21 protein-coding genes are annotated in these 23,043 nt (G+C 62.3%); 7 read left to right on the top strand and 14 right to left on the bottom strand.

What is annotated here, in order from left to right:
* The first annotated feature begins 66 nt into the window (after positions 1-66).
* Both EA797_RS18530 and EA797_RS18525 read left to right on the top strand, forming a co-directional pair.
* Positions 67-1,005, top strand: a complete 939-nt coding sequence (locus EA797_RS18530; RefSeq protein WP_122167915.1) for a LysR family transcriptional regulator — start codon at positions 67-69, stop codon at positions 1,003-1,005.
* An 82-nt stretch (positions 1,006-1,087) separates the two neighbouring features.
* Positions 1,088-1,732 (top strand): HAD family hydrolase, encoded by a 645-nt coding sequence (locus EA797_RS18525; RefSeq protein ID WP_122167913.1) that lies wholly within the window; start codon positions 1,088-1,090, stop codon positions 1,730-1,732.
* Positions 1,733-1,738: 6 nt separating this feature from the next.
* On the opposite strand, the gene EA797_RS18520 is transcribed toward EA797_RS18525, so the two are convergent.
* The 4 genes from EA797_RS18520 to EA797_RS18505 form a co-directional block, all read right to left on the bottom strand.
* Positions 1,739-3,673, bottom strand: a complete 1,935-nt coding sequence (locus EA797_RS18520; protein WP_122167911.1) for a metallophosphoesterase family protein — start codon at positions 3,671-3,673, stop codon at positions 1,739-1,741.
* A gap of 259 nt (positions 3,674-3,932) precedes the next feature.
* A complete protein-coding gene (locus EA797_RS18515; RefSeq protein WP_122167909.1) occupies positions 3,933-4,655 on the bottom strand; it encodes a ferritin-like domain-containing protein in 723 nt (240 codons plus the stop codon).
* Positions 4,656-4,665: 10 nt separating this feature from the next.
* On the bottom strand, positions 4,666-5,841 hold the full coding sequence (locus tag EA797_RS18510) for a hypothetical protein (RefSeq protein WP_122167907.1): 1,176 nt from the start codon (positions 5,839-5,841) through the stop codon (positions 4,666-4,668).
* Positions 5,842-6,091: 250 nt separating this feature from the next.
* Positions 6,092-7,150 carry an aminopeptidase gene (locus EA797_RS18505; RefSeq protein ID WP_122168136.1) on the bottom strand — a complete coding sequence of 353 codons (1,059 nt, stop codon included), beginning with the start codon at positions 7,148-7,150 and terminating at the stop codon, positions 6,092-6,094.
* A gap of 132 nt (positions 7,151-7,282) precedes the next feature.
* Between EA797_RS18505 and EA797_RS18500 the strand changes: the two genes are divergently transcribed.
* From EA797_RS18500 to EA797_RS18490, 3 genes are all read left to right on the top strand, one after another.
* Entirely contained in the window at positions 7,283-7,708 is a 426-nt protein-coding gene (locus EA797_RS18500) for a PA0061/PA0062 family lipoprotein (RefSeq protein ID WP_122167905.1), read from the top strand.
* A gap of 119 nt (positions 7,709-7,827) precedes the next feature.
* A complete protein-coding gene (locus EA797_RS18495) occupies positions 7,828-8,250 on the top strand; it encodes a PA0061/PA0062 family lipoprotein (RefSeq protein WP_122167903.1) in 423 nt (140 codons plus the stop codon).
* A gap of 38 nt (positions 8,251-8,288) precedes the next feature.
* On the top strand, positions 8,289-9,284 hold the full coding sequence (locus tag EA797_RS18490; protein ID WP_122167901.1) for an LLM class flavin-dependent oxidoreductase: 996 nt from the start codon (positions 8,289-8,291) through the stop codon (positions 9,282-9,284).
* 42 nt (positions 9,285-9,326) lie between these two features.
* On the opposite strand, the gene EA797_RS18485 is transcribed toward EA797_RS18490, so the two are convergent.
* Positions 9,327-10,253 carry an NADP-dependent oxidoreductase gene (locus EA797_RS18485; protein WP_122167900.1) on the bottom strand — a complete coding sequence of 309 codons (927 nt, stop codon included), beginning with the start codon at positions 10,251-10,253 and terminating at the stop codon, positions 9,327-9,329.
* Positions 10,254-10,263: 10 nt separating this feature from the next.
* A complete protein-coding gene (locus EA797_RS18480; protein WP_122167898.1) occupies positions 10,264-11,334 on the bottom strand; it encodes an SDR family oxidoreductase in 1,071 nt (356 codons plus the stop codon).
* A 226-nt stretch (positions 11,335-11,560) separates the two neighbouring features.
* Between EA797_RS18480 and EA797_RS18475 the strand changes: the two genes are divergently transcribed.
* Positions 11,561-12,925 (top strand): cation:proton antiporter, encoded by a 1,365-nt coding sequence (locus EA797_RS18475; protein ID WP_122167896.1) that lies wholly within the window; start codon positions 11,561-11,563, stop codon positions 12,923-12,925.
* A gap of 59 nt (positions 12,926-12,984) precedes the next feature.
* On the opposite strand, the gene EA797_RS18470 is transcribed toward EA797_RS18475, so the two are convergent.
* The 6 genes from EA797_RS18470 to EA797_RS18445 form a co-directional block, all read right to left on the bottom strand.
* A complete protein-coding gene (locus EA797_RS18470) occupies positions 12,985-13,200 on the bottom strand; it encodes a dodecin (protein WP_122167894.1) in 216 nt (71 codons plus the stop codon).
* A gap of 226 nt (positions 13,201-13,426) precedes the next feature.
* Positions 13,427-13,642: a KTSC domain-containing protein gene (locus tag EA797_RS18465; RefSeq protein WP_122167892.1), complete on the bottom strand. Its 216-nt coding sequence runs from the start codon at positions 13,640-13,642 to the stop codon at positions 13,427-13,429.
* Entirely contained in the window at positions 13,639-15,444 is a 1,806-nt protein-coding gene (locus EA797_RS18460; protein WP_122167890.1) for an ABC transporter ATP-binding protein, read from the bottom strand. The genes EA797_RS18465 and EA797_RS18460 overlap by 4 nt, the downstream gene beginning before the upstream one ends.
* Positions 15,441-16,595: a glycoside hydrolase family 1 protein gene (locus tag EA797_RS18455; protein WP_122167888.1), complete on the bottom strand. Its 1,155-nt coding sequence runs from the start codon at positions 16,593-16,595 to the stop codon at positions 15,441-15,443. Before EA797_RS18455 ends, EA797_RS18460 begins: the two co-directional genes overlap by 4 nt.
* 13 nt (positions 16,596-16,608) lie before the next feature.
* Positions 16,609-17,850, bottom strand: a complete 1,242-nt coding sequence (gene glf, locus EA797_RS18450; RefSeq protein WP_122167887.1) for a UDP-galactopyranose mutase — start codon at positions 17,848-17,850, stop codon at positions 16,609-16,611.
* Positions 17,838-19,022 carry a glycosyltransferase family 1 protein gene (locus EA797_RS18445; RefSeq protein ID WP_122167885.1) on the bottom strand — a complete coding sequence of 395 codons (1,185 nt, stop codon included), beginning with the start codon at positions 19,020-19,022 and terminating at the stop codon, positions 17,838-17,840. The genes glf and EA797_RS18445 overlap by 13 nt, the downstream gene beginning before the upstream one ends.
* Before the next feature lie 410 nt (positions 19,023-19,432).
* Here EA797_RS18445 and galE point away from each other — a divergent pair, with 410 nt between their 5' ends.
* Positions 19,433-20,506, top strand: a complete 1,074-nt coding sequence (gene galE, locus EA797_RS18440) for a UDP-glucose 4-epimerase GalE (protein WP_122167883.1) — start codon at positions 19,433-19,435, stop codon at positions 20,504-20,506.
* A gap of 33 nt (positions 20,507-20,539) precedes the next feature.
* On the opposite strand, the gene EA797_RS18435 is transcribed toward galE, so the two are convergent.
* A complete protein-coding gene (locus EA797_RS18435; protein ID WP_122167881.1) occupies positions 20,540-21,928 on the bottom strand; it encodes a S8 family peptidase in 1,389 nt (462 codons plus the stop codon).
* Between the two features lie 191 nt (positions 21,929-22,119).
* On the bottom strand, positions 22,120-23,004 hold the full coding sequence (locus tag EA797_RS18430) for a LysR family transcriptional regulator (protein WP_122167879.1): 885 nt from the start codon (positions 23,002-23,004) through the stop codon (positions 22,120-22,122).
* Positions 23,005-23,043 lie beyond the last annotated feature (39 nt).

Raw genomic sequence — 23,043 nt, 5'->3', positions numbered from 1 at the left:
GCTATCCGGATAAATCGTCCAGATCCGAATAGACTGTTCGGCTCAACCGGCAAGTAGGAGCAACCCGTGAATCTCATCGAATTGCTGCGTACTTTTGTCCGAGTGTATGAACTGGCCAGCTTCACCGGCGCTGCCGACAGCCTTGGCTTGCCTCGCTCGACCGTTTCCGAGCAGATCCGCGCCTTGGAAGAACGGCTCGGCACCCGACTCCTTCAGCGCACCACGCGCAAGGTTCAGCCGACCCAGGACGGCCTCCTGCTCTACGGACGCTGCCGAGACATGCTTGATCAGGTGGACGAAGTGGAAGGGCTGTTCCGCGAAGGCAAAACGCTCGCTGGGCGGTTGCGCATCGATCTACCGATCGCCCTCGCCCGAAATCTGGTGATGCCGCGCCTGAGCGAGTTTCTCAATCTGCACCCGGCGCTCGAAGTAGAAGTCAGCGCCACCGACCGTCGCGTGGACCTGGTGCGTGAAGGCTTCGACTGTGTGCTGCGAATCGGAGAAGTGACGGATCCGTCCCTGGTGGCTCGACGGCTTGGGCGCTATCCGCAAGCCAACTGCGCTAGCCCCGCCTACCTAAAGCGATACGGCCGACCCCTAACCCTCGACGACCTGGCCAACCATCATCTGGTCCATTACGTGCCGGTGCTTGGTGCCCGCTCGACAGGCTTCGAATACATGGAAAACGGCAAGCTGCGCTGCCTGCCGATGCAAGGCCGGGTCACGGTGAACAACAGCGACAGCTATAAGCTGGCGTGCCTGGACGGCTTCGGTCTGATCCAGGTGCCGCTTGCCGGTGTGCGCGAATCGCTAGAGTCAGGGGAGCTGGAACTGGTGTTGCCAGATCATGTTCCGCCATCAATGGACGCATCGCTGCTCTATGCTCACCGGCATAACCTGCCGCGTCGGGTCCGGGCATTCATGGACTGGCTGGCCGCGCTGATCGAGCAGGACATTGAAGCGGCACAGACACTGGCGCCGCGTCTGCATGCCACCGCACGCTGAGCCATCGCGCCGAGGCGCAGGTTTGCCGGGAAGCGGGCGAGTACGGGACAATCGGCGGCCACCCAGCAGCCGGCTCGCCTTCATGCATCATTCGACCATCCTTTTCGACCTCGACGGCACCCTCACCGACCCGCGCGAAGGCATTACCCGCTCCATCCAGCATGCGCTGGCCAAGCTCGGCATCGACGAGCCGGATCTGACCAAGCTCGAACCCTTCATCGGGCCGCCGCTGCTGCAGGCCTTCATGGAGTTCTACGGCTTCGACGAAGCGCGCGCCTGGGAGGCGGTTGGGTATTACCGCGAGCGTTTCAAGACGGTCGGCCTGTACGAAAACCTGCTGTTCGATGGCGTGCTTGAGATGCTCGAACACTTGCGCAGTCAGGGTAGGACGCTCTATGTCGCGACTTCCAAACCATCGGTTTTCGCCCGCGAGATCGCCCGGCACTTCGCCTTCGATCACCATTTCAAGGTGATCTACGGCAGCGAACTGGACGGCACTCGTACCAACAAGGTCGAGCTCATTGCCCACCTGATAGCCGAAGAAAGGCTTGATCCCGAGCACACGCTGATGATCGGCGATCGCAAGCACGACCTGATTGGCGCTCACCGCAACGGCTTGCAGGCGGTTGGCGTGGGGTACGGCTTTGGCAGCCATGCCGAGCTGATGGCCGAGTCGCCGGCCTACTACTACGCGACTCTGCCGGCGCTGCGCGCAGGCTTCAGCTGATCACCGCTAATTGCGCTCCGGGGCGAAGGTCACCGGGGGCGATCCATCCGCGTTGATCTGCTCCACCCGTGCCGGGCGGCCTTCCACATCGAGCCGGACGCGGCCTATACCCGAACCGTTCCACAGGCGCTCGCCGGACCGGCTGCGGCTCGGCAGCCATGGCTGGACCCGCACGCGGCGGCGCTTGGTGAACCAGTTCAAGGGCGAGTGCGGTGAATACAACCAGCGATTCAGCCGATCGAACAGATCCAGCAGACGGCGTGGAAACTCGTTCTTCACCCCGCTACTGGTGATCTGCCAGATCTTCGGCCCTTCCTCCCGCCCGCGGACATGCACCTCGTAGGCGAACGAGTAATGTACATCGCCAGAGAGAACCACGTAATTTCCGGGCGTGCGTGTGTGGCGGAAGATGTTGAGCATCACTTGCGCAGCGCCGCGATGCGCCATCCAGTTTTCCGCATCCACCAGCAATGACAGCCCCGCCCAGCTGAACACGCGCTGCACGGTTTCGATCAGCTTGACGCCGAACATCGGCGCCGGCGAGACGATGATCACCGAGCGGTGACCAAGAATCTGCTGCTGCAGATCGGTGAGTGCCTCCCAATCCATCAGCCCCGAAGGGCGGCTGAGGTTGCGCTCGCTGCGCCAGCGCCGGGTGCGGGTGTCGAGCACTACCAGTGCCGGTTCGCTGGGAATGACGTAGCCCCAGTCGCCGCGCTGCAGCAGCTCGTCCACCACGCCGTCGTGCAGGGCGCAGTCGAGCTGGCCGCTCTCCCCGCTACCCAGCAATTTCTCGACCGTATGCAATGACGTAACGCAGGCATCCGGCGCGTTGCCCCAGGCCTGGCACAGCAGATAGCCGAGCAGCGCGTTGCCGACGATGCGCCTGGAGAACGGATGGCCGTAGGCGGTCTCCTCCCAGCGTGCGCTGAGGTTCCAGTCATCGGTGATGTCGTGGTCATCGAAAATCATCAGTGATTGCAGATGCGCCAGCGCACGCGCGACATTCGGCAGACCCTGGCGGAACGCCTCGATGCAAGCGGCTTCACGGGCATAGCGCTGGGCCATTTCATCATCCAGCGGTGGCGCCTTGAGTTCGATCAGCGTCCAGGGCACCGGCGACCAGACCAGCAGGTACATGGCCAGCACCTCGCTTAGGGTCACGAGGTGATTGTGCGCATTGGAGGTGGTGAACACCGGCTTCTCGACACCACCGAAGAAGCGCTCGCGCAACGCCTCGTTGGACTTGAATGCCGGTAGCAGCTGCTCGCGCTGATAGTAAGTGGCCGTGTGCTCCATCAGCTCATCGCTATTGGCAACGGTCGCGCCTTCGAGGCACTCGCCGTATAGGCCAAGCCGACGGATCAGCGCATGGATCGCCACCAGCATCGGGCCGGCCACGTCGTCGGCGTACACCTGATCACCGGTCATCAACAGAGCAGCCGGCCAGCGCTCGGGGGTGTGGCGTGCGTCCTGGATAAGCGAATCGACCACCACCAGTCCATCCGGCGATGGGTGATGAGGTTTGCGGCAGGAACCGTGCAGCAGATCGTCATAACGCGATCGAACGACGAAGGCCGGGCGATGCGCGCCATCATGAATAAGATGCGGCGCCCAATCGGCGATGCGCTGCTCGGAGCCATCTTGCTGGATGAGCAGGTCGTATTCGATCAGGTGATCGACTGGCAGCGCGCCATCCAGCTGAACATCGATCAGGTGCAGCCAGGCCGAGGTGCCGAGCCGTAGCTGGTGGCAGGATTCACCAACCAACGTCACGCTGCGCTCAACCTCACCCTCAGGTTGCAGTGCCAGGCGCAGCGCCAGCGGCTCGCTGCCGACCAGCCAGAGCACCAGCCGATCGCTCTCCAACCGGCGCAGTAGAGGGCCGGCGATAACGAGCGGAAGGGAGGACGAGGCACTGGATGGCGCAGGGGTCGGCATGCACGGCTCGCGAGCTAAGGTAGAGCATCAGAGTGTAACGAACGCCGCCGGTTCGCCTTTGCCGTACGCGGGCAGCGGCAAAGGTGGATGAAGAACGTCATCCACCCTACGCGCGCAACGCCACATTACCGATACCAGCCTTAGGATGGTTTTGCCGCTGGCGACGCGTCAGACGACAAGAGCTCAGCTTGTCGTTCTTTTCTTCTATGCAAAAAAAAGACGCGCCCTAAGGCGCGCCAAAAGTTGAAGCGCACGCGTATTACTTGATCTGGCTGATCAGGTCCCGTCGCAGCAGGGTCTTGATCTTGATCAGATGATCATCTTCCTGCTCTTTCGCCTTGTGAAAGCCCTTGGCTATGTGCGGATGGCCACCCGCGTCGGCCAGTTCGATCAGCAGCTCCCAGGCCGCGTTGTCCTCGAGTTCGAGGGTCAGCAGTGCATTGATGCCCTGGGAAATATTGGTACGCGGGTCGGTTAGGACCTGCATCACGCCCATGGACTTCACCCCGACGATGTCGGCGCAGGGGGTCTGGGCCGTCGGGTCGGCGCCCAGGGTTTCGATCGCATCGGCGACCATGTTCATGTGCTCGAACTCTTCGTCGCGGATGTGCTGCAGCACTTGCACCAGATCGGACTCAGCCGTTTCGAGCGCCTTGGCCTTGGCGATCATCGCGTCGTACAGGCGCACGCCGCTGCGCTCGAAAGCCAGGCGCTCGCCGAGCTTATCGACCAGCAGCTCCGGGCTCTTGCCCAGCGCCATGTCGAAGGTGGACTTGAGCATGCCTTTGGCAGAACCCGGCACGGGTACCGAACCGATGCGTTCAGCCTCTTCGGCGCGGTTGGTGCGCTCGAGCATCATGCCCTTGGAGTCGCCGGGCACGTCTGGGTGAATCTCGTTGACCGCCTCAAGCAGGCTCTTGGTGTCCTTCGGGGACATCTGCACGCCGGTGACGTTGTGACCTAATTTTGCTGAAGTCGCCATGTCAGTCTCCTCAAGGAACCTTGCGCATTTGCATGAGTTCGCCGCCGGGTGCCCACCGGTAGCCCGCCGAAACGATATTCGAGGCGATGCCTTCCGAATTGAGCTGGGCGCGGTAATCAAGGGAGCTCTGGGCTTCTTCGCTCTTGTCTACGTACTGGGTGCCGCTGGTGCGCAGATTGACTTCGGCAGCCAGGACCTGGCGGACGAATTCACGCTGGCTCTTGAACTCGATCATCTTCGGCAGCGGACCGCCAAGGATCTCCGCCGGGTCGCGACGCTCGATGTTCTTGAAGTGCTCACAGGCAACCTGAAGATGGCCCAGCTCGTAATCGAGAAAGCGTTCCCAGATCGCCTTGATGCGCGGATTGGTTTCCTGCTCGGCGCAGCTGGCGTAGGCATAGACTTCCATCGCCTCATGCACCAGCCACTTCTCCATGAAGGATTCCTGCGGATCGGCCAGCGAGCCGTACTGGGTCACGTGCTGCTCTTCGACCGAGGCGATCTCGGCATATAGCTGACGCGCAAGGGGGTCGGCAAACAGCGGGCCGATGTTCATGTAGTAATCGTGGGTCTGGAATTCAGCCGCGGTGATCATCGCCGCATGAATCTTGGTGATCAGCGCCGCCTGTTCTTTCTCGTAGCTTTCGCGCAGGTCGTTCTCAGGGTGGCGATGGTGCTCGGACGTCTGCCGGCCCGGCACGATATCGGTGTAGCCCTGCAGGATGTTGTTTGCATCCTTGCCTTCGAGGCGATCGAGCATGGCCGAGTAACGGTACAGGTGGTCGAAGTCTTCCAGCAGGCCGAAGCGATAAGTCTGGGCTTGATAAGGATCGAGCTCGGTCTGGGCGACGGCGGCGGTGACCTCGATGGCGACCTGCTCGTAGGCAACGGTGGTTTCCAGCGGCGAGTGGTCGGCGGAGATCAACCAGTTGATCATCGTGGCCTGGTGTTGCTCGACCCGGCGGATTTCGGCGAGCGGGCCGCGCAGTTGGCCGGTAATCCGGGCGATCCCATGCTTGAGACGCAGCGCGTCGGTTTCGATCCCATTCATCAGGATGATGCGCACACGAGTGAAGGCGTCGTCGTCGAGCTTGCTGATAGGCTTGCCCGCCATCTCCTTCCAGGTAAATTTCTGCTTGTCGAGTGGCGTACCCTTGTTGTCGAGGATACCGGTCAAGTTGTCCATGGAGCCTCCGTTGAGACGGATTTTTCTAAGTAGTCGCGCTTGCACGCACGGCTCAATCACGGATCAGCGTGGGCTGACGGTCTAGAAAATGGACGGAGGCATAGGCAAAACAATTCCGTAACCCGCCGCTCGAAAATCGCAGAACACGATAAGCGGCAGTAGCCAACCTCGCCGAACGAGTCGCTATCAGACTTTCCGAGAGTACGGCCAACGCTTGCCGTGGCTGGCTTTGAACGGTACGCCGCGTGTTTCAGCGAAGCGAGTCCAGCAGCCTTGTCCGCTCGTCGGACGACAGACTTCCCACTGCCTGGACCCTTGCATGAAAACGCTGCCAATCACCGCCGACTTCCTCGAACAACGCAGCGAAGGCCGGCACCCATCCGTCATAAAGGCCGAACGGCACCAGGCTGGCATTGTTCAACGGCTGTGCCATCCAACGATCAAACCGGCCGTCGCCCTTCCAGGGCCCGTTACGTAGCTGCCGGTAAGCCTGACGCATGCGGCTGAACTCGGCAGCCTTGCCTGCGCGCATCGCGTCTTCGCCCACACCCGAGGCATAAAGCGCGGCAAGGCGCTCCCGGGTGTCGAGCACCAGCCGGGACAGGTCAGCGTAATGCTCTCGTGCCGCGTCGCGAGCTGCTGGCAGTCCGCGACTCGCTCGCCACTGTCGCATTCCCTCGCGCTCTACGAAGGACGCATAGGACTCGTTGAACGCGGTGTCGTCAGCCACGTACAACCGCTGGTGGGCCAGCTCATGGAAGATCAGCCCAGCGAGGCGCTCATCGTCCCAGCGCAGCATGGAACTAAGCAGCGGGTCGTCGAACCAGCCGAGCGTCGAATAGGCCTGCACGCCGGCAACTAGGGTGTCGTAACCGTCCACCTTGAGCAGCGCTGCCGCTCCCCGAGCGCGGCCCTCCTGGTAATAGCCGCGATATGCCACGCAACCGGCGATCGGAAAACAGTGGGTCAGCGGCAACACGGAAAACTCCTCGGTCGCAAACACGTTCCACACCACATAGGGCCGCTGAATATCGGCGTAAACCCGATAGCTGCCGTTATCCGGCAAGGCCAATGCGCTGCTGGCGAAGGCTCTGGCCTGGAGCGCCGCAGCCAACCGCTGACGCAGCTGAGGGTCGGTTTCAGGGTTCTCGATAATTGCGGCAACGGGTTCGCGCTTGCTCAGCAGGCTCAGTTGACCGGCCGCCAGTTGCCCGTAATAGGTGCTGCAACCGCCCAGACCGATCACCAGTAACAGGGGAACCCAACACAGCGATCGGTTGTCGATTGGGGCGCTTTTAAGCTTCGAAATGAACAATCGCTCACCTGCATGCATGACCTCCGGGGTCGGTGCGCTGAGCCTACAACGACATCGAAGCCTACCCAACCACCGAGCACGCCGAGGCCAGGAGCCGGAGCACCAACGGTCGGAGACCTCTGTTCAATGCGAATCCTGATTCTTGCTCTCGCCCTGTCCACCTTGGGTGGCTGCGCCCTGTGGATGCCCTCGCCCGATCCCAGCCAGGCCTGGGTCGAACTGGTGCCAAGCGGTGAAACCGAGCTCAAAGCGGTGGCCGTGGACGAGAAACCGCTGGATGACCACCGCTACTTTCAGGTCACACCCGGTAGCCATCAATTGGGCATGCGTTATCGCTTCGAAGTCGGCGCCGCCAATGTCGGACGCGACAGCGAAACACTGGAGCGTGACTGCCGTCTAACGCTGGACTACGACGGCTTCAGCGCCGGTGAGCGATATCGGCTGGTCGCCGGCGGCTACGGATTCCGCCCCTGGGCGCGTCTCTATGATGAGCGAAACCAACTGCTGGCCAAGGCCAGCGAGCGCGGATGCGGAGGCGTTGCCGCTCGCTGAATGCGGTGGTGAACGCTTGCGCCGCGGTGCAGTCGTTGAAAAAGAGCCCCATCTGGCTCAGGCTCAATGACTGACCGCAACAGCAGGCGCTGATTCTGCGGTCAGCCGGAGGAATCACCATGCGTCTGCTCGTTGCCCCCATCCTGTCACTGGGCCTCGCTGTTGGTATCGGCGGTTGCGCCGGTCCCCTGCCCGCGCCGGACCCGCAAATGGCCTGGGTCGACCTGCGCGCTGACGGCATCGATACCTTCATGTCCGACCGCCTGGATGGCAAGCGCACCCCCGACGGTCGCTATTTCCAGGTTAGCCCCGGCGCGCATGAACTCGAAGCGCGCTATGAATTCGAAATCAGCAAGGGCGGCTCCGGAGATTTCGGCGATACCCAGTATCTGCGCTGCACCATGGTGATCCGCTACGACGATTTTCAGCCCGGCCGGCGCTACCTGTTCCACGCGCGCTCGCTGGGCTTCACCCCTCAAGGTTGGCTGCGCGACGAGCAGAACGAAGTGCTGGCTCGCGCCGAGGCCGAGCACTGCTACTGAGCCGCGCCGCTCACTATCCGTCAGCAAAGAGGTAGACGATGTCCCGTATCGAAAACACGCGTTTTTCCACCCTCGACCTGGCCCCCATCCGCGATGACGGCGATGCCGGCCTCGCCCTGCGTAATTCGTTGGCCCTGGCCCAACATGTCGAGCAGCTCGGATTCGAGCGCTTCTGGGTAGCCGAACACCACAACATGGACGGCATCGCCTCCGCCGCCACGTCGGTACTGCTGGGCTACCTGGCCAGCGGCACCTCGCGTATCCGTCTCGGCTCCGGCGGCGTGATGCTGCCCAACCACGCTCCGCTGGTGATCGCTGAGCAGTTCGGCACCCTGGATGCCCTCTACCCAGGCCGCATCGAGCTGGGTCTGGGTCGCGCGCCCGGCGCCGACCAGTTCACCGCTCATGCGCTGCGCCGCGACCGCATGGGCAGCGCGGATGACTTCCCCGCAGATGTCGAGGAGCTGCAACTGCTGCTCGGCCCGCGCCAGCCCAATCAGCGGGTGATCGCAGTGCCCGGCGTTGGCAGCAACGTGCCAATCTGGTTGCTGGGTTCCAGCCTGTTCAGCGCTCAGCTCGCCGCCGCCAAGGGCTTGCCCTACGCCTTCGCGTCCCATTTCGCGCCGCGCTACATGCACGATGCGATACGCCTCTATCGGGACAACTTCCGCCCTTCCGAGACGCTGGAAAAACCTTACGTGATGCTCGGCGTGCCGCTGATGGCGGCCGATACCGACGAGCAAGCCGAGTATCTCGCGACGACTGCCTACCAGCGCATTCTCGCGCTGATCCGCGGCCAGAGCCTGGTGCTGGTGCCGCCGGTGAAAAGCATGCAGGGCAAGTGGCTACCCCACGAGCAGGATGCCGTCGGCAGCTTCCTTGGCATGGCCATGATCGGCGGCCCGGAAAAAATCCGCGCCCGCCTGGATGTACTGCTGGAGCAGACCCAGGCCGATGAGCTGATTTTCACCTGCGACTTCTATGAAACCGCCGACCGCCACCGCGCGTTCGAAATCCTCGCCGGGCTGCGCTAGGCCCCATGGCAGCGCCCGGCCACGGCTGGGCGCTGTTTTGCATCAATCGCCGGCGACCTGCACGATGATCTTGCCGCGCACATGCCCGGTCTGGTTGAGACGAAACGCATCGGCCGCCTGCTCGAGTGCAAAACGCTCGGCGATGGGCACCTCCAGGCGCCCCTCGGCGGCCATGCCCGCCAGCACTTGTAGATCCTCTGCGCTGGGACGCACCCAGATGTAATGTCCACCCGCCTCCTGCACCGAGTCGTCGACGATAGAGGCATGACGCCCACCATCGCGCAGCACTGCCTGGGTGATCGGAAGCACGCCGCCGATGAAGTCCGCGACCACATCGACGCCCTCCGGCGCCAATGAGCGCACACGTTCGGCCAGACCATCACCGTATTCCACCGGCTCGATGCCAAGCGAACCGAGAAACGCGTGGTTCTTCTGCGACGCCGTGCCGATTACCCGAGCGCCCAGATTGCGGGCAATCTGAGCAGCCATCACGCCGACGCCGCCTGAGGCCGCATGCACCAGCACCACGTCACCGCGTTGCGTACCCAGACGGGTGAGCAGCTGATAGGCCGTCAGCCCCGCAAGCGGCAGGCCCGCTGCCTCGTCCCAGCCGAGCGCTTGCGGCTTGTGCGCCACCATGCGCACCGGGACGCTGACGAACTCGGCATAGGTGCCGCCCTGAACGAAATCCTTGCGCGCGTAGGACAACACCTCGTCGCCCGGCACGAATTCGGGCGCATCGAAGCCCACCGCCTCCACCGTACCCGCCACGTCCCAGCCGGGGATGACCGGGAAGAAGGTTGGCATCACCGCATCGAGCTTGCCGGACATCAGCTTCCAGTCCACCGGATTCACCGCAGCACAGCGCACGCGGATCAGCACCTCACCGGGCGCCACCTTGGGCATGGGCTGCTCCGTCAGTTGCAGCACATCGGGCTCGCCGTAGCGCTCGTAGGTCATGGCTTTCATTGATCGTTCCTCATGGCTGAAGGTTTGCGAATGTGGGGATGTAGCCTTTCTCGCCCAGTCGCCGCAGCGCGGCGATCAGGCAGTCTTCAGTGCTGACAGCTTCGGTGAAGCCGGCACGGCGGATCTTGCCCATGTCCGAAACCATGTCGAATTCGGTGTTGAAAATGAAATCGCCGAAGGGCCAGCCCACCAGCTTGTCGAACGGGATAGGTTCCAATCCATGGCGCTCAGCGATTCGCTGCCAGACACCCGCCATCTCCGGCATCTGCTGCCCGAGGGAGAACGGCAGCGGCTCGGCAACCTCCAGACCCAGCGCCTCGCCCACCTTGTGCCAGATGCGCTCCCAGCGAAACGGCTCGCCGACCAGATTGAATGCCTGGTTTCGCGCCGCCGGGTCGAGGGCCGCCCAGAGGCTCGCCCGCGCCAGCCAGCGCGCGTCGGTCAGCTGCGCCAGCACCTCACGATAGGTCCGCACTGAGCCCGGAAAACGCAGCGGCACACCGGTCTCCTGGCTGAGCGCAGCGAATGCGCCGATGACCAGCGCGATGTTCATCGGATTACCGGCAATGTCGCCGACCACCACGTCGGGCCGCAGGATCGACCATTCGAAGTCGCCACGTTCGCCGCGCTCACGGAGCAGGTCTTCCTGGTCGTAATAAAAATTCGGGCCCAGATGACGCGGCGTCTCGTCCTCATAGAATGGCGCCGTGCTTGGCCCCAGATGCACGCCATAGACTTTTGCGCCCTGATAATGAACGACGCGCTGCAGCTTGGCGCCGGCCGCCTTCAGCCCGTCGAGCAGGTTGCGCAGCATGGCACCGTTGATCTCGGCTTCACGACCGAGGTTCCCATCTGGCTTTAGGGCGGCGTAGAACACATGGGTGGTGTCACCGGCCGCCGCAAGCGCATCACGGGTGGCAATGGCATCGGTCAGGTCGACGTCGAGGGTTTCGACATCCGGCACTAAGGTGCGGCGAAGCGCCCGCACGCTCCAGCTCCCGTCCTGGACCAGCGTTTCCACAAGGGCATGGCCGATGATGCCGCTGGCGCCGACCACCAGTGCCACTTTTGAATCTGTCATGAATGCTCACTCCACTGCCGCAGCACCGACGGCAGACACTTGGAAGGTTGTAGTTGCCTTCTAGTGACAGGGCCATGCACGGGCAATTCCAGGCAATGGACGGCTGGCTCATAGCGGTACGCCACTGGTGCCATCCGCCAGCGACCCTGAACCCTGCAGGAGCGGCCGGTTCGAATGCGTCACTCCGCGCCGAACAAGATCAGGCGCATCAGCCTCGGAACCTTGCATGAATTTTCTCGAATGGATGGCTGTACTCGGCATCCTGCTACTGATACTAGCGCTGGCGTCGGCGTATCTGCGCTGGCTACCCGTCACCACATCCTTGATTTATCTCGGCTTCGGCTTGCTGATCGGCCAGCTGGGGGTCGGCTTGTGGGACATGGATTTCCTGCATATCGCAGGCTGGATGGAGCATCTCACTGAAATCGCGGTGCTGGTGTCCCTGTTCGTCAGCGGCCTGAAGCTACGAATGCCGCTGCGCGACCCAGCCTGGAAGAGCGCATATATTCTCGCCGGGCCGGTGATGCTGGCATGCATCGCCGGTGTCGCGCTGCTGTGTCACTTCGCACTGGGACTGAGCTGGGGCATCGCGGTTTTGATCGGCGCCATCCTCGCGCCCACCGATCCGGTATTGGCCAGCCTGGTGCAAGTGAACAACTCACGGGACAGCGACCGCGTGCGCTACGGGCTCTCCGGTGAGGCAGGCTTCAATGACGGCACGGCCTTTCCTTTCGTGGTGTTCGGCCTGCTGTTGATCGAACAGGAGACGCTGGCGTCGGGCTGGGTGAGCGACTGGGCCGTGCATCGCTTGCTCTGGGCGGTGCCGGCTGGATTGCTGTCCGGTTACCTGCTCGGTCGGCTGATCGGCAAACTGGCGATCTTCCTCCGCGCACGCAACGCAGACACTTCGATGTCGCCCAATGACTCACTGGCCCTGGCCCTTATCGCTCTGGCCTACGTGGGTGCAGAATTGATCGGAGCCTGGGGATTCCTGGCGGTGTTTGCCGCCGGCCTCGGCTTGCGCCACGCCGAAAAGGACGCCGCAGACGAGTCGGAGACGCCATCCGAAGAGTTGATCGCAAACGCTGTGCCGCACATGGCCGAAGGCGGTCTGGCGCCTCGGGAGCTACCGCTCGAAGGTGGGAAAATCGCTGAGCCCAAGGTGGCAGCTGGCGTGATGGTGGGCGACATCCTGACCTTTGGCGGGCAGCTGGAGCGCATGCTCGAAGTGCTGCTGGTGACCATGCTCGGCGTGCTGGTCTCAGTGCACTGGGATTGGCGTGCAGTGCCTCTGGCGCTGGCCCTGTTCCTGGTCATCAGACCGCTTAGCGTGTGGCTGTTGATGCCTCGCCGCTATCTGGATCGTACCCAGTGCCTCACGGTCGGCTGGTTTGGCATCCGCGGCATCGGCAGCCTCTACTACCTCAGCTATGCCGTAACGCACGGGCTGCTGCCAGACGAGGCCGAGGCAATCATCCAGCTAGTGATTTCGGTAGTGGTTTTGAGCATCGTGATTCACGGGCTGAGCACTCAGCCGCTGTTGCGTCGCTATGAACGCAGCCGCGGTGATACACCCACGGGCCACGGCTGACCGGCGGCATCCCGGGCAGCTGGCTGAGAAAGCCGCTGCCGGGCCGCCCGGCCAGTTGATCAGCTGTTGGCGAGGCGGAAGCCGACCTTCATGGTGACCTGGAAATGGCCAACCTTTCCATCTTCGACGTGGCCACGGATCTCGCCCACTTCAAACCATTCGACGTTCTGCAATTTGCTGCTGGCCTCGGCGATGCCGTTCTGAATCGCCTCGTCGACGCTGTTGCGCGAGGAACCGACGATTTCGATCTTCTTGTACGTGTGATGATCCGACATGAATAAATCCCCTGCTGGTCTGAGGAGCCTCCGCTCGGTGATGACGCGTCCTTTCATTGAGGCCTGCGAAGGGCCTCGGAAGTTCAGCGGAGCGGTCGATCCGCCGATGGCGGGCGGCGAATCTCAGTGGTGGATACGCTTCGCAGTTTCCACGCGGCACCGACCAGCAACTTGCCCGCGTTCATCGACGCACAGCCTGTAGGGTGGGTGTCAGCTCACCGGCACGTCACTCGACCCGCCGGTAGCGGTAATCCCGGGCTTTGAATACCTGATTGAAATACCGCCCGAGCGAGTCAGCCTCTAGCAGTGCCTGCACCACTTCGGCCGGCACTTGCTCGTAGCGGTACAGCGAGCCGTTGTGAAACAGCACTTCCAGCACCTGCTTGTCGGGGTCATAACCCAGCTCCCGGAGGCTGCTCGAGTTCACCGCGGCGCGCTTCATTCTGCCGGGTCGGCCTGTGGCTTGAAGCCTTCGGCCTGCATCCGCCACAGTGCTTCGAATTCACCGCCGCGGTTCCGCAACTCCATCGGTGCGCCGTCCTCGACGATGCGCCCGTCACGCAGCACGATGATCCGATCGAAGCTCGACAGCGTCGATAACCGGTGCGCAACCGCCACTACCGTGCGGTGATGCACCAGGTTGTTCAACGCCGCCTGGATTTCCCCTTCCGACTGGGTGTCCAGCGCCGAGGTGGCCTCGTCGAGAATGAGGATCGGAGCATCCTTGAGAAACGCACGGGCAATACCCAGACGCTGACGCTGCCCCCCGGACAGCATTACCCCGCGCTCGCCCACCATCGTGTCGTAGCCCTGAGGCAGTTGCCGGATGAAGCCGTCGCAGAAGGCATTGCGTGCCGCCTCCACCACTTCCTGATCGGTGGCATCGGGTCGGCCGTAGCGGATGTTCTCGCGAATGCTGCGGTTGAACAGCGCGGTCTCTTGCGGAACGACCGCGATCTTCTCGCGCAGGCTGTCCTGGCTGACGCTGCGTACATCCTGACCATCGATGAGCACGCGCCCACTCTGAACGTCGTCAAGGCGTTGAATCAGGTTGATCAGCGTGGACTTGCCGGCACCGGAGGTACCCACCACCCCGACCTTCTGCCCGGCCGGGACATGCAGATCCAGATTCTCGAACACCGAGTTGCGCCCGGCGTAGCTGAAACTGATCTTCTCGAAGGTGATATCGCCCTCAGCCAGCAGCAGTTGGTTTTCGCTGTCTTCCAGGCCATGGGGCTGAACAATGATGCGCAGGGTGTCGTCAATGGCGCCGATCTGCTGGGTGGCGTCCACAAGCGCCAGCGCGAGGTCTCGCGAGCCGTGGAGAATGCGGAAGGTCAGTGCGCTGACCAGCACCACGTCACCGGCGGTAACTTCGCCACCCACCCAGAGATTGATTGCCCAGATCAGCATGCCGCCGGCCATGACGGACAGGCAGATATCATGCATCACCCTGGCTTTTTCCAGATACATCCAGCTCCGCCGCTGGGCGCGAGCTTCGTATCCGATTTCGTGCGCCAGGCGCTCGGCCTCGCGATCACGCGCAGAGAACGCCTTGATGGTCCAGACGTTGGATACCGCATCCACCAGTTCCCCGCCCACCCTCGCCGACTGTGCGGCGAAGCGCTGGTGCTTGGCACGCCCGCGAATACCGAAGCCGGTGATCAGCACCGCCACGATGGCGACGAACAGGATTAGCGCCACCGCCATCCGCACATCCACCGTGAGCAGCACCACCACCGCGCCGATGAAGTCGACGATAGGCGGCACGATCTTCCAGGCCAGGCCGCCGTAGATAGCGCCAGCCGCCGCGCCCAGTGCGGAAATCCGATTACCCAGCGAGCCGGCGAAATGCTCGGTGAAGTAACGCATCGGGTGGCCAGTCAGGTGCTTGAACAGATCGACGCGGATATCCACCACGCTGGCGACCACGGTGCGACAACCCAACCAGCCGCCAAGGCGCCAGAATACGTTTTCAGTGACGATCAGCCCGATGAACAGACCCAGCGGGAACCAGACATTCGCACTGGCGCGGTCCGAGCCACCTTGTGCCATGGCGTCCACCAGCAGCTTCATGCCGTACTGCACCGCGACCGCGCAGCTGGACGCGCCGATGATCAGGGCCAGCAACCCGCTGAAATGCCACGGCCGAGCGCATACGTAACGCCAGAGAAAGGCTACCGGCCGGCTGGGCAACGGCGCCGCTCTTGGTTTGGCGTTGGGCACTCCGGCCGGCGCGTTCATGTCAGGGTTTCGGCAGGCCGCAGCGCGGCGCTCATCTGTTTGAAGCGCACTCGCTGCAGATGAAGCTCGTCGGCCAGGCCTTCGTGTACGCAGCGGTTGCCGTGCTCATCAGGAAAGCCCAGCAAACCCACCGGACAGTGGCGATCATCGGTCCAGCCGGGGTAGTCGAGTACGGGATAAAGGCATATCCCTTCGATCGGCACGCCGCGCTGCATGGCGAGCCCGGCTTGCTCACTCACATAACGCAACCAGTCGCCGCGCACATCGCCCTCGGCCCCGGTTTCGGCGATCAGCAGGGGTCGTTTGTAGCGCTGCCAGATTTCGCTGAGGATGCCCTTGAAGGGGCGGTAGTCCGGACTATCCCGCTCGATGGTGCTGCCGTCGTTGTGATACCACTGGTTATCGGAGTAGTAATTCACCCCGAGGATATCGAGATACTCCGGCGCGCCGCCTAGCCCTGGCCACAGCTCACCGGTAAGCATGTCCCAACCCTGGAACTGCGACAGGCGGAAGTTTTCCGCATCCCGTCGCGGGCCGGGGCGATCATTGCGAGCGGTGACGTGAATGGCCGGGTCAACTTGCACGAAGCGCGCACGCGGGTCTACTTCCCGGATGGCGTCGATGGCCGCAATCGTCGCGCGAATCAACTGGTGCTTGAGCTCGAAGCCCCGCCCCCGTGCCATGGGATTGAAATACGCCTCGTCGCCGCCCGCCCAGGACCAGAACGAGATCTCGTTGATCGGCGCATAGAACGGCACGCCATCGGACTCGTCCTTGACCAGTTGCGCGGTCGCTGCAGCGAATCGGGCGAAGCGTTCGACGAACTGCGGACGCCAGATATCGATGTCGTCCGGCCAACCGTAGTGGCACAGGTCCCAGATGACCTGGGTGCCCTGTCGCTGCGCCGCCTGGAGCATGGGCAAGAAGCTCGACCAGTCGTAGTGGCCGGGCGTCTGCTCGATCAAGTGCCAGCGCACGCCATCTCTGATGCCATGTATGCCATGCCGGTGCAGCACGGCGTAGTCGTGGGCCGCCCAGCGATCGTGGCCGGTGGCCGCAAGCAGGTCCAGACGCCTGCCGTCGCTGCGCCGATGGGTCGAGCATTCGAAGCCGCCGAGAAAGAAGCTTTTGAACAACGATGGCTGATGCATCAGGTGCTCTCCATCACGGGGCCTGGTCGGCGAGACTGCGCGCATGCTCGGCGCTCTCGCCTGCCGCCGGCCCCTGCTCGGCCTCTTCGATGCGCTTGTACACCGCCAGCGCCTGGCCCACCACCTGATCCATGTTGTAGTACTTGTACGTGCCCAGACGGCCGACGAAGGTCACGCCGGGCGTCTCGTCCGCCAGCTGCTGATAGCGCTTGTACAGTTCGGCGTTTTCGGGACGCGGGATCGGGTAGTAGGGGTCGCCCTCGGCCGCGGGGTACTCGTAGGTGACGCTGGTTTTCGGGTGGACCTGCCCAGTGAGATGCTTGTACTCGCTGATGCGCGTATAGGGCACGTCCTCGCTGGGGTAGTTGACCGTACCCACCGCCTGGAACTGTTCCTGGTCGAGCTGCTTGTGCTCGAACTTCAGCGAGCGGTACGGCAGCTTGCCGAAGCGGTAGTCGAAGTATTCGTCGATCGGGCCGCAGAAGATCAGATGGTCGAACTGCACCTCATCGCGAATTTCCCGGTAGTCGGTATTGATCATCACCTTGATGTTCGGATGCGCGAGCATCTTCTCGAACATCTTGGTGTAGCCGTATTTGGGCATTTGCTGGAAGGTATCGGTGAAGTAGCGATCATCGGTGTTGGTGCGCGTCGGAATGCGCGAGGTCACCGACTTGTCCAGCTGCGACGGATCCAGCCCCCACTGCTTGCGGGTGTAGCCGCGGAAAAACTTCTGGTAAAGCTCGCGGCCGATGCCGTTGATTACCACGTCTTCGCTGGTCTGGATGTTCTCCACCGGCTCGGCACGGCTGGCGAGAAAATCTGCCGCTTGCTCTTCGGTCGTCATGTTCAGACCGTAGAGCTTGTTGAGCGTAGTCATGTTGATCGGGATCGGTACTTCCTGGCCATCCACCTGCGCCAGCACGCGGTGCTCGTAGGGGCGCCACTCGGTGAATTGCGAGAGGTAGTCGACGATGCGCTGGGCGTTGGTGTGGAAGATGTGCGGGCCGTAACGGTGGATCAGCACGCCGGCTTCATCGTAGTGATCGTAGGCGTTACCGGCGATGTGCGGGCGGCGATCGACCACCAGCACGCGCTTGTTCAGCCCAGTAGCCAGGCGCTCGGCGAGCACACTGCCAGCGAAGCCGGCGCCAACGATCAGGTAATCGAATCCACGTCGACGGTTGGAAGATTCCTCGCTGGCGCCACCGCCTGCTTGCTCGGGATTGCTGTCTCGCAGGCTCACTTCGCGCATTGCATCTTCTCCTTCATCAGGGCCCAGGTGTGGTCCCAAGACATGTCTCCAAGAATCTCATCGGCGATCTTCAACAGACGGTCGCGGTCTTCCCCGTCAACAAGCGCCTTCTCCACCGAAGCGATGAACGCATCGGCGCCGTCGGCGATGTAGACGATCTCGGTGTCGCCGTAGGTGCGTACCACGTCCTTGATCGGCGTGGACACCACGGGGCAACCTCCCGCCAGGTATTCGGGGGTCTTGGTGGGGCTGATGAACCGTGTCGACTCGTTCATCGCAAAGGGCATGATCGCCACGTCCCATCCGGACAGGTACTTGGGCAACTCGTCGTAAGTCTTGCCACCGAGGTAGTGAATGTTGTCGCGCTGCGGCAGGTCAGCCGGGTCGATCTTGACCACCGGGCCGACCAGCACGAACTGCCAATCCGGGCGCTGCTTGGCGGCCTCGGCGACCAGCTCGATATCGAAGCGCTCGTCGATCACGCCGTAGAAGCCCAGCCGTGGATGGGGAATTTCGGCCTGATCGGCGGGGTCGGCCTGGATCCGCCGTGCTTCTGCGAAATGCTCCACGTCGACGCTGCTGGGGAAGGCGTGGGCGTTGTCATGCAGCTCGCGCTTGGCTTCCCAGATGCTGTAACCGCCGGTGAAGACCAGATCGGCACGCTTGAGCAGTTCGCGTTCGCGCTCGACCAGCTCCGGTGGCGCGCCGCGAAACGCTGAAAGCTCGTCCATGCAGTCGTAGACGGTCAACGACGGTTGCAGATGACCCGCGTAATCAAGGGCCATGGGCGTGTAGAACCAGAGCATCAGCTCGTCGACACCCAGCTTGCTCAGGTAGCCATCGAGGAGCTCGCGCTGTACGCGCAGGGCCGTTTCGCCTTCGCAGCCATGGGGCAGACGCGGTACCAGTACCTGCACACCGTTCTCTTCAGGGCGCACTTCCAGCCAGGGCTGCTCATCCTCGGTAGGGATGGGCTCCTCGCAGAACAACAGGTTGAAATCACGAGCGAAACGCGACATCAGATGCTGCGGGCGCTGATAGACGAAACTCCAGCGCAGGTGGGACAAACACAGCAGGGTAGGGACCTGCTCGTCGAAGATGACCTCGGGCGGCGTCTCCTGCTTGTCGGGTGATTTGCCAATCTCATATTGGTACGGGCCGGCCCAGCTCATGGAAACCTCGTCATCTGGCGAAGCCGCTCCTGAGTCCTTTCCGCCGCATCGCAAAACCCGCGCTCCTGCGCGTGGCAAACATTAAAAAAGCGCTTTTGGAATCAGAAAAACGACCGACACGCAAGCACCATCCGCCGGTTATGGACGGCACCGTGCCATACAAGGTTCCCTTTGCGCTTGTGGAGGTCGGTCATCGGGTGACTGCCGTTTCGTTGGAACTTGCTTGCCGCTTCCCCCGTCCTTATCACAGGACGCCAGTTTTACCCCGGCATCGGTGACGCGTGCTTCATGCATTCAGCACCTACCGATCTGCCGACCCTAACCCTGGAGATGCACGCAGCGACCGAGCTTTAACGGCCAGCCGCAGTCTCCCTGCGCGTCGACAAAATTCTGTTATGCGAGGAAGACACATGATTCTGGTAACGGGTGGAGCCGGTTACATCGGCTCCCATGCAGTACTGGAGCTTCTCCAGGCCGGGCACGAAGTGCTCGTCCTGGACAACCTTTGCAACAGTTCGAAGGTCGCGCTGGATCGAGTCGAGCACCTGGCCGGTCGCACTGTACAGTTCGTCAAAGGCGACGTGCGCAATCGCTCCCTGCTCAACGCGCTGTTCGCCTCCTATCCCATAGAAGCCGTGCTGCACTTCGCTGGCCTAAAAGCTGTGGGTGAGAGCGTGCGCGAGCCGCTGCGCTATTACGAGACCAATGTCAGTGGCAGCATCGCGCTGTGTCAGGCAATGGCCGAAGCCGGCATCTTCAAGCTGGTGTTCAGCTCATCGGCCACGGTCTATGGCGACTCCCCTCGCATGCCGATCACCGAGAATTGCCCAACCGGCATACCAACCAATCCCTATGGCCAATCCAAGCTGATGGCCGAGAACGTGCTCAGGGGCTTGGCCGAGTCTGACCCGCGTTGGTCGATTGCGTTGCTGCGCTACTTCAACCCCATCGGCGCGCACGAATCAGGGCTGATTGGCGAAGACCCAAATGGCATCCCAAACAACCTCCTGCCCTATATGCTTCAGGTTGCAATTGGCCGTCGCAAACACCTTAGTGTCTATGGTGCGGACTACCCAACACCAGATGGTACCGGCGTTCGCGATTACATCCATGTAGTGGATCTCGCCAAGGGTCACCTCAAAGCGCTGGAGCGCCTGAGCCTTGTTCATGGTGTTTCCACGTGGAACCTAGGCACCGGCCGCGGCTATTCAGTTCGACAGATGGTCACCGCGTTCGAAGAGGTTATTGGTCGGCCGCTGCCCCATATATACAAGGCGCGTCGCCCGGGCGACATTGCACAGTGCTGGTCGGACACGACCAAGGCACGCGATGAGTTGGGCTGGGAGGCGAAAAAAGGGCTCCTCACCATGCTCACCGACGCCTGGAGGTGGCAGAGCCGCAACCCCCAGGGTTACGGCGTGGACAAAGCCGCTACCGCTACCAAGAAGGCCGACACAGCTACCGAAACCGCGCTGGCCAGCTAAGGCCCAGCGCAATAGGCAAGCATATCTGCGCGCTCAGGGCGCGCAGGCCAGCTCTCGGCGGATCTTGGACGCGTCAAGTCTGCGATTGAGTTGCACCGCACCTGTGAGTTGAGGGTCCTGTACAGCCAGCCTCAGCAGCGCTTCTCGAATCTGAGCGCTGGTGGCGCAGGGATTGAGCGAGGCGTACAGCGCGGCCGCACCGGTGACATGCGGGGCCGCCATCGACGTTCCGCTCATATAGGCATAGCCCGCAACTCCGGTCGACGTCGGCACAGTCGAAACGATATCAACGCCTGGTGCGGCGATATGCACGTTGTTGACGCCGTAATTCGAGAAGCCCGCACGGCGTCCGTTCTTATCGATAGCCCCTACTGAAATCACGTTTGGCAGCTTGTAGCTCGCGGGGTAGCCAGGCGTGCTGTCGATATCGAGTCCGCTGTTGCCCGCCGCCGCGATGAACAGGATGTTGGCGTTTCCAGCGGCCTGAATGGCGTCATGCAACGCCTGCGAATATCCACCACCGCCCCACGAATTGTTTGTCGCAACCAGATTGATCTTCTTCGCCAGTTTCAGCTGGGTAAGGTAGTTGATCGCCTTTACAGCCCCTGCCGTCGTGCCGCCATTGGCTCCAAGAAACTTCGCGGTGATCAGCTTAGCCGTTGGGCATACACCGAACACTCCGGCGCCGTTGTTGGCCACTGCCGCAACGGTGCCGGCCACATGGGTGCCATGATCATCGGCTGGGCCGTCGTACACGCTAGCATTGTTGTCGGCGAAATCCCAGCCATGGATGTCATCGATAAAACCGTTGCGATCATTGTCCTTGCGGTCGGCACGAACACCCTCGCCCGGGTTGATCCATACGTTGTTACGCAGGTCGCCGTGAGTGGTCATCACGCCTTCGTCAATGATGCCGACATGGATCTTGTCCGAGCACAGCGCTCCGGCATTCCAGGCCGCCAGGGCACCGCTGCCATAAGGCGAGGCAGGTGATGTAGTCGCGCCCTGCATACCCCAAAGCATGTTGATGCCAGGATCGTTCGGGTTGGCCAACTGCGTGCTATAGGTCCAGTTGGGCTCGACGAAATCCACCGCCGGGTCGGAAGCAAGTTGCGCAATCAGCGCAGCGTTTACCTTCTTGCCCTTCCCGAGAGTAGCCTGAACGAGATCGCCTTTGGCATCTTTGCGCAGCGCTTTATCCAGCAGCTTCTGCGCGCTTTTAGCACCCTGCTTGCTCAGGGCGGCGCTTGTGGCCGCTTCGGTGGCGCCGGGTTTGAACTGCACCAGCAACTCGCCCTCGACGAAAGGCCGACCGGCCTTCAACGAAGCATCTACTGCCGCGTTTGGCTTGGCTGCAGCCTGCTCCGCCCCGATAGCAAGCATCGCGGAGGCAAAAATGTACGCACGTTTTTTTTGGACCATCACTGTTCTCCTCGAACGACTGCTGACAGCCCTGACACCAGTGCGCCGGGCCGCTCCACGGATGTAGAGAATGTATCGGCAAGCATGATGTCGTTTTAGTGGCGCCAGACCGGCGGCGTTACCGCTGGTCGCCATAGGAAGGATTAGTCAACGCCGCGCCGCGCGGGCTGCTGACCTGTCCCTGAGCCGAATCAGTCGAGCTGTTGGCGCAGCCAGCCCGCCAAGCGTTCAGCTCTCTGGTCTTTTCGTCGTAATGGAACCCATAGCGCGAGCATCGCCCGAGTTTCAACGAAGCCCCAAGGCGCTAGTAAACGCCCCTGACGTAGATCATCAGCCACCAGCTGATGCGGTGCGATCGCCACCCCCAAACCCGCCAACGCCGCCTCGAGCAGAAAATAAAGGTGGTCAAAACCCTGCCCCATTCGTAACGCCTCCGGCTGGAGACCGTTGGCCTTCGCCCAGGCCGGCCACGCCTGGGGTCGGGAGGCGGTATACAAGAGCGCCTCGCCAAGCAATGCCGACGCTGGTGCATCACGCAATGCAGCGCATTGAGGATGGTGCGGACTCAGCACCGGGCCAATGCGTTCGCCGGCAAGCTCGAATACCTGCATATCCGCCGGCCAGGGCGGCTCGGCATAGAGAAGAGTGGCATCCAGGCCGGGCCGCCGCGGATCCAGATCACCTTCACTGGCAGAAAGTTGTAACTGCAGACCTGGCAGGTCACGATTGAGCCTGTCCAATCGCGGGATGAACCAGCGCGCCAGCAGGCTGCCCGGACAGCCAAGCACGAAAGGCGCATCGGCCGTCTGCTGGCGCAGCTCGCTACAGGTGCTGCGCAGGCGCTCGAACGCATCGCCTGCCGCATCACGTAACCGCAGCCCTTCATCGGTGAGTTTTACGCCGCGCCCATCCTTGCTGAAAAGCGCGACGCCAAGATCGTCTTCCAGCAATCGGATCTGCCGACTGACGGCACCGTGGGTCACACTGAGCTCTGCTGCCGCTTGGCTTACGCTCTGCAGACGCGCCGCCGCTTCGAACGCTCGCAGGGCGTTGAGAGGAGGGAGGCTTTCACGCATAGGTGAGATTTCCTGACGAGTCGCGGCGATCTTATCGCT

This window comes from Stutzerimonas zhaodongensis (genome assembly GCF_003696365.1).
GTDB lineage: Bacteria > Pseudomonadota > Gammaproteobacteria > Pseudomonadales > Pseudomonadaceae > Stutzerimonas > Stutzerimonas zhaodongensis.
The sequence above is the reverse complement of the archived record's forward strand: the minus strand, read 5'-3'. Positions and strand labels throughout refer to the sequence as shown.

Coding starts and splice junctions, on each gene's coding strand:
- EA797_RS18525 (WP_122167913.1), top strand. CDS start 1,088: ATGCATCATTCGACCATCCTTTTCGACCTCGACGGCACCCTCACCGAC.
- EA797_RS18520 (WP_122167911.1), bottom strand. CDS start 3,673: ATGCCGACCCCTGCGCCATCCAGTGCCTCGTCCTCCCTTCCGCTCGTT.
- EA797_RS18515 (WP_122167909.1), bottom strand. CDS start 4,655: ATGGCGACTTCAGCAAAATTAGGTCACAACGTCACCGGCGTGCAGATG.
- EA797_RS18510 (WP_122167907.1), bottom strand. CDS start 5,841: ATGGACAACTTGACCGGTATCCTCGACAACAAGGGTACGCCACTCGAC.
- EA797_RS18500 (WP_122167905.1), top strand. CDS start 7,283: ATGCGAATCCTGATTCTTGCTCTCGCCCTGTCCACCTTGGGTGGCTGC.
- EA797_RS18495 (WP_122167903.1), top strand. CDS start 7,828: ATGCGTCTGCTCGTTGCCCCCATCCTGTCACTGGGCCTCGCTGTTGGT.
- EA797_RS18490 (WP_122167901.1), top strand. CDS start 8,289: ATGTCCCGTATCGAAAACACGCGTTTTTCCACCCTCGACCTGGCCCCC.
- EA797_RS18485 (WP_122167900.1), bottom strand. CDS start 10,253: ATGAAAGCCATGACCTACGAGCGCTACGGCGAGCCCGATGTGCTGCAA.
- EA797_RS18480 (WP_122167898.1), bottom strand. CDS start 11,334: ATGACAGATTCAAAAGTGGCACTGGTGGTCGGCGCCAGCGGCATCATC.
- EA797_RS18475 (WP_122167896.1), top strand. CDS start 11,561: ATGAATTTTCTCGAATGGATGGCTGTACTCGGCATCCTGCTACTGATA.
- EA797_RS18470 (WP_122167894.1), bottom strand. CDS start 13,200: ATGTCGGATCATCACACGTACAAGAAGATCGAAATCGTCGGTTCCTCG.
- EA797_RS18465 (WP_122167892.1), bottom strand. CDS start 13,642: ATGAAGCGCGCCGCGGTGAACTCGAGCAGCCTCCGGGAGCTGGGTTAT.
- EA797_RS18460 (WP_122167890.1), bottom strand. CDS start 15,444: ATGAACGCGCCGGCCGGAGTGCCCAACGCCAAACCAAGAGCGGCGCCG.
- EA797_RS18455 (WP_122167888.1), bottom strand. CDS start 16,595: ATGCATCAGCCATCGTTGTTCAAAAGCTTCTTTCTCGGCGGCTTCGAA.
- glf (WP_122167887.1), bottom strand. CDS start 17,850: ATGCGCGAAGTGAGCCTGCGAGACAGCAATCCCGAGCAAGCAGGCGGT.
- EA797_RS18445 (WP_122167885.1), bottom strand. CDS start 19,022: ATGAGCTGGGCCGGCCCGTACCAATATGAGATTGGCAAATCACCCGAC.
- galE (WP_122167883.1), top strand. CDS start 19,433: ATGATTCTGGTAACGGGTGGAGCCGGTTACATCGGCTCCCATGCAGTA.
- EA797_RS18435 (WP_122167881.1), bottom strand. CDS start 21,928: ATGGTCCAAAAAAAACGTGCGTACATTTTTGCCTCCGCGATGCTTGCT.
- EA797_RS18430 (WP_122167879.1), bottom strand. CDS start 23,004: ATGCGTGAAAGCCTCCCTCCTCTCAACGCCCTGCGAGCGTTCGAAGCG.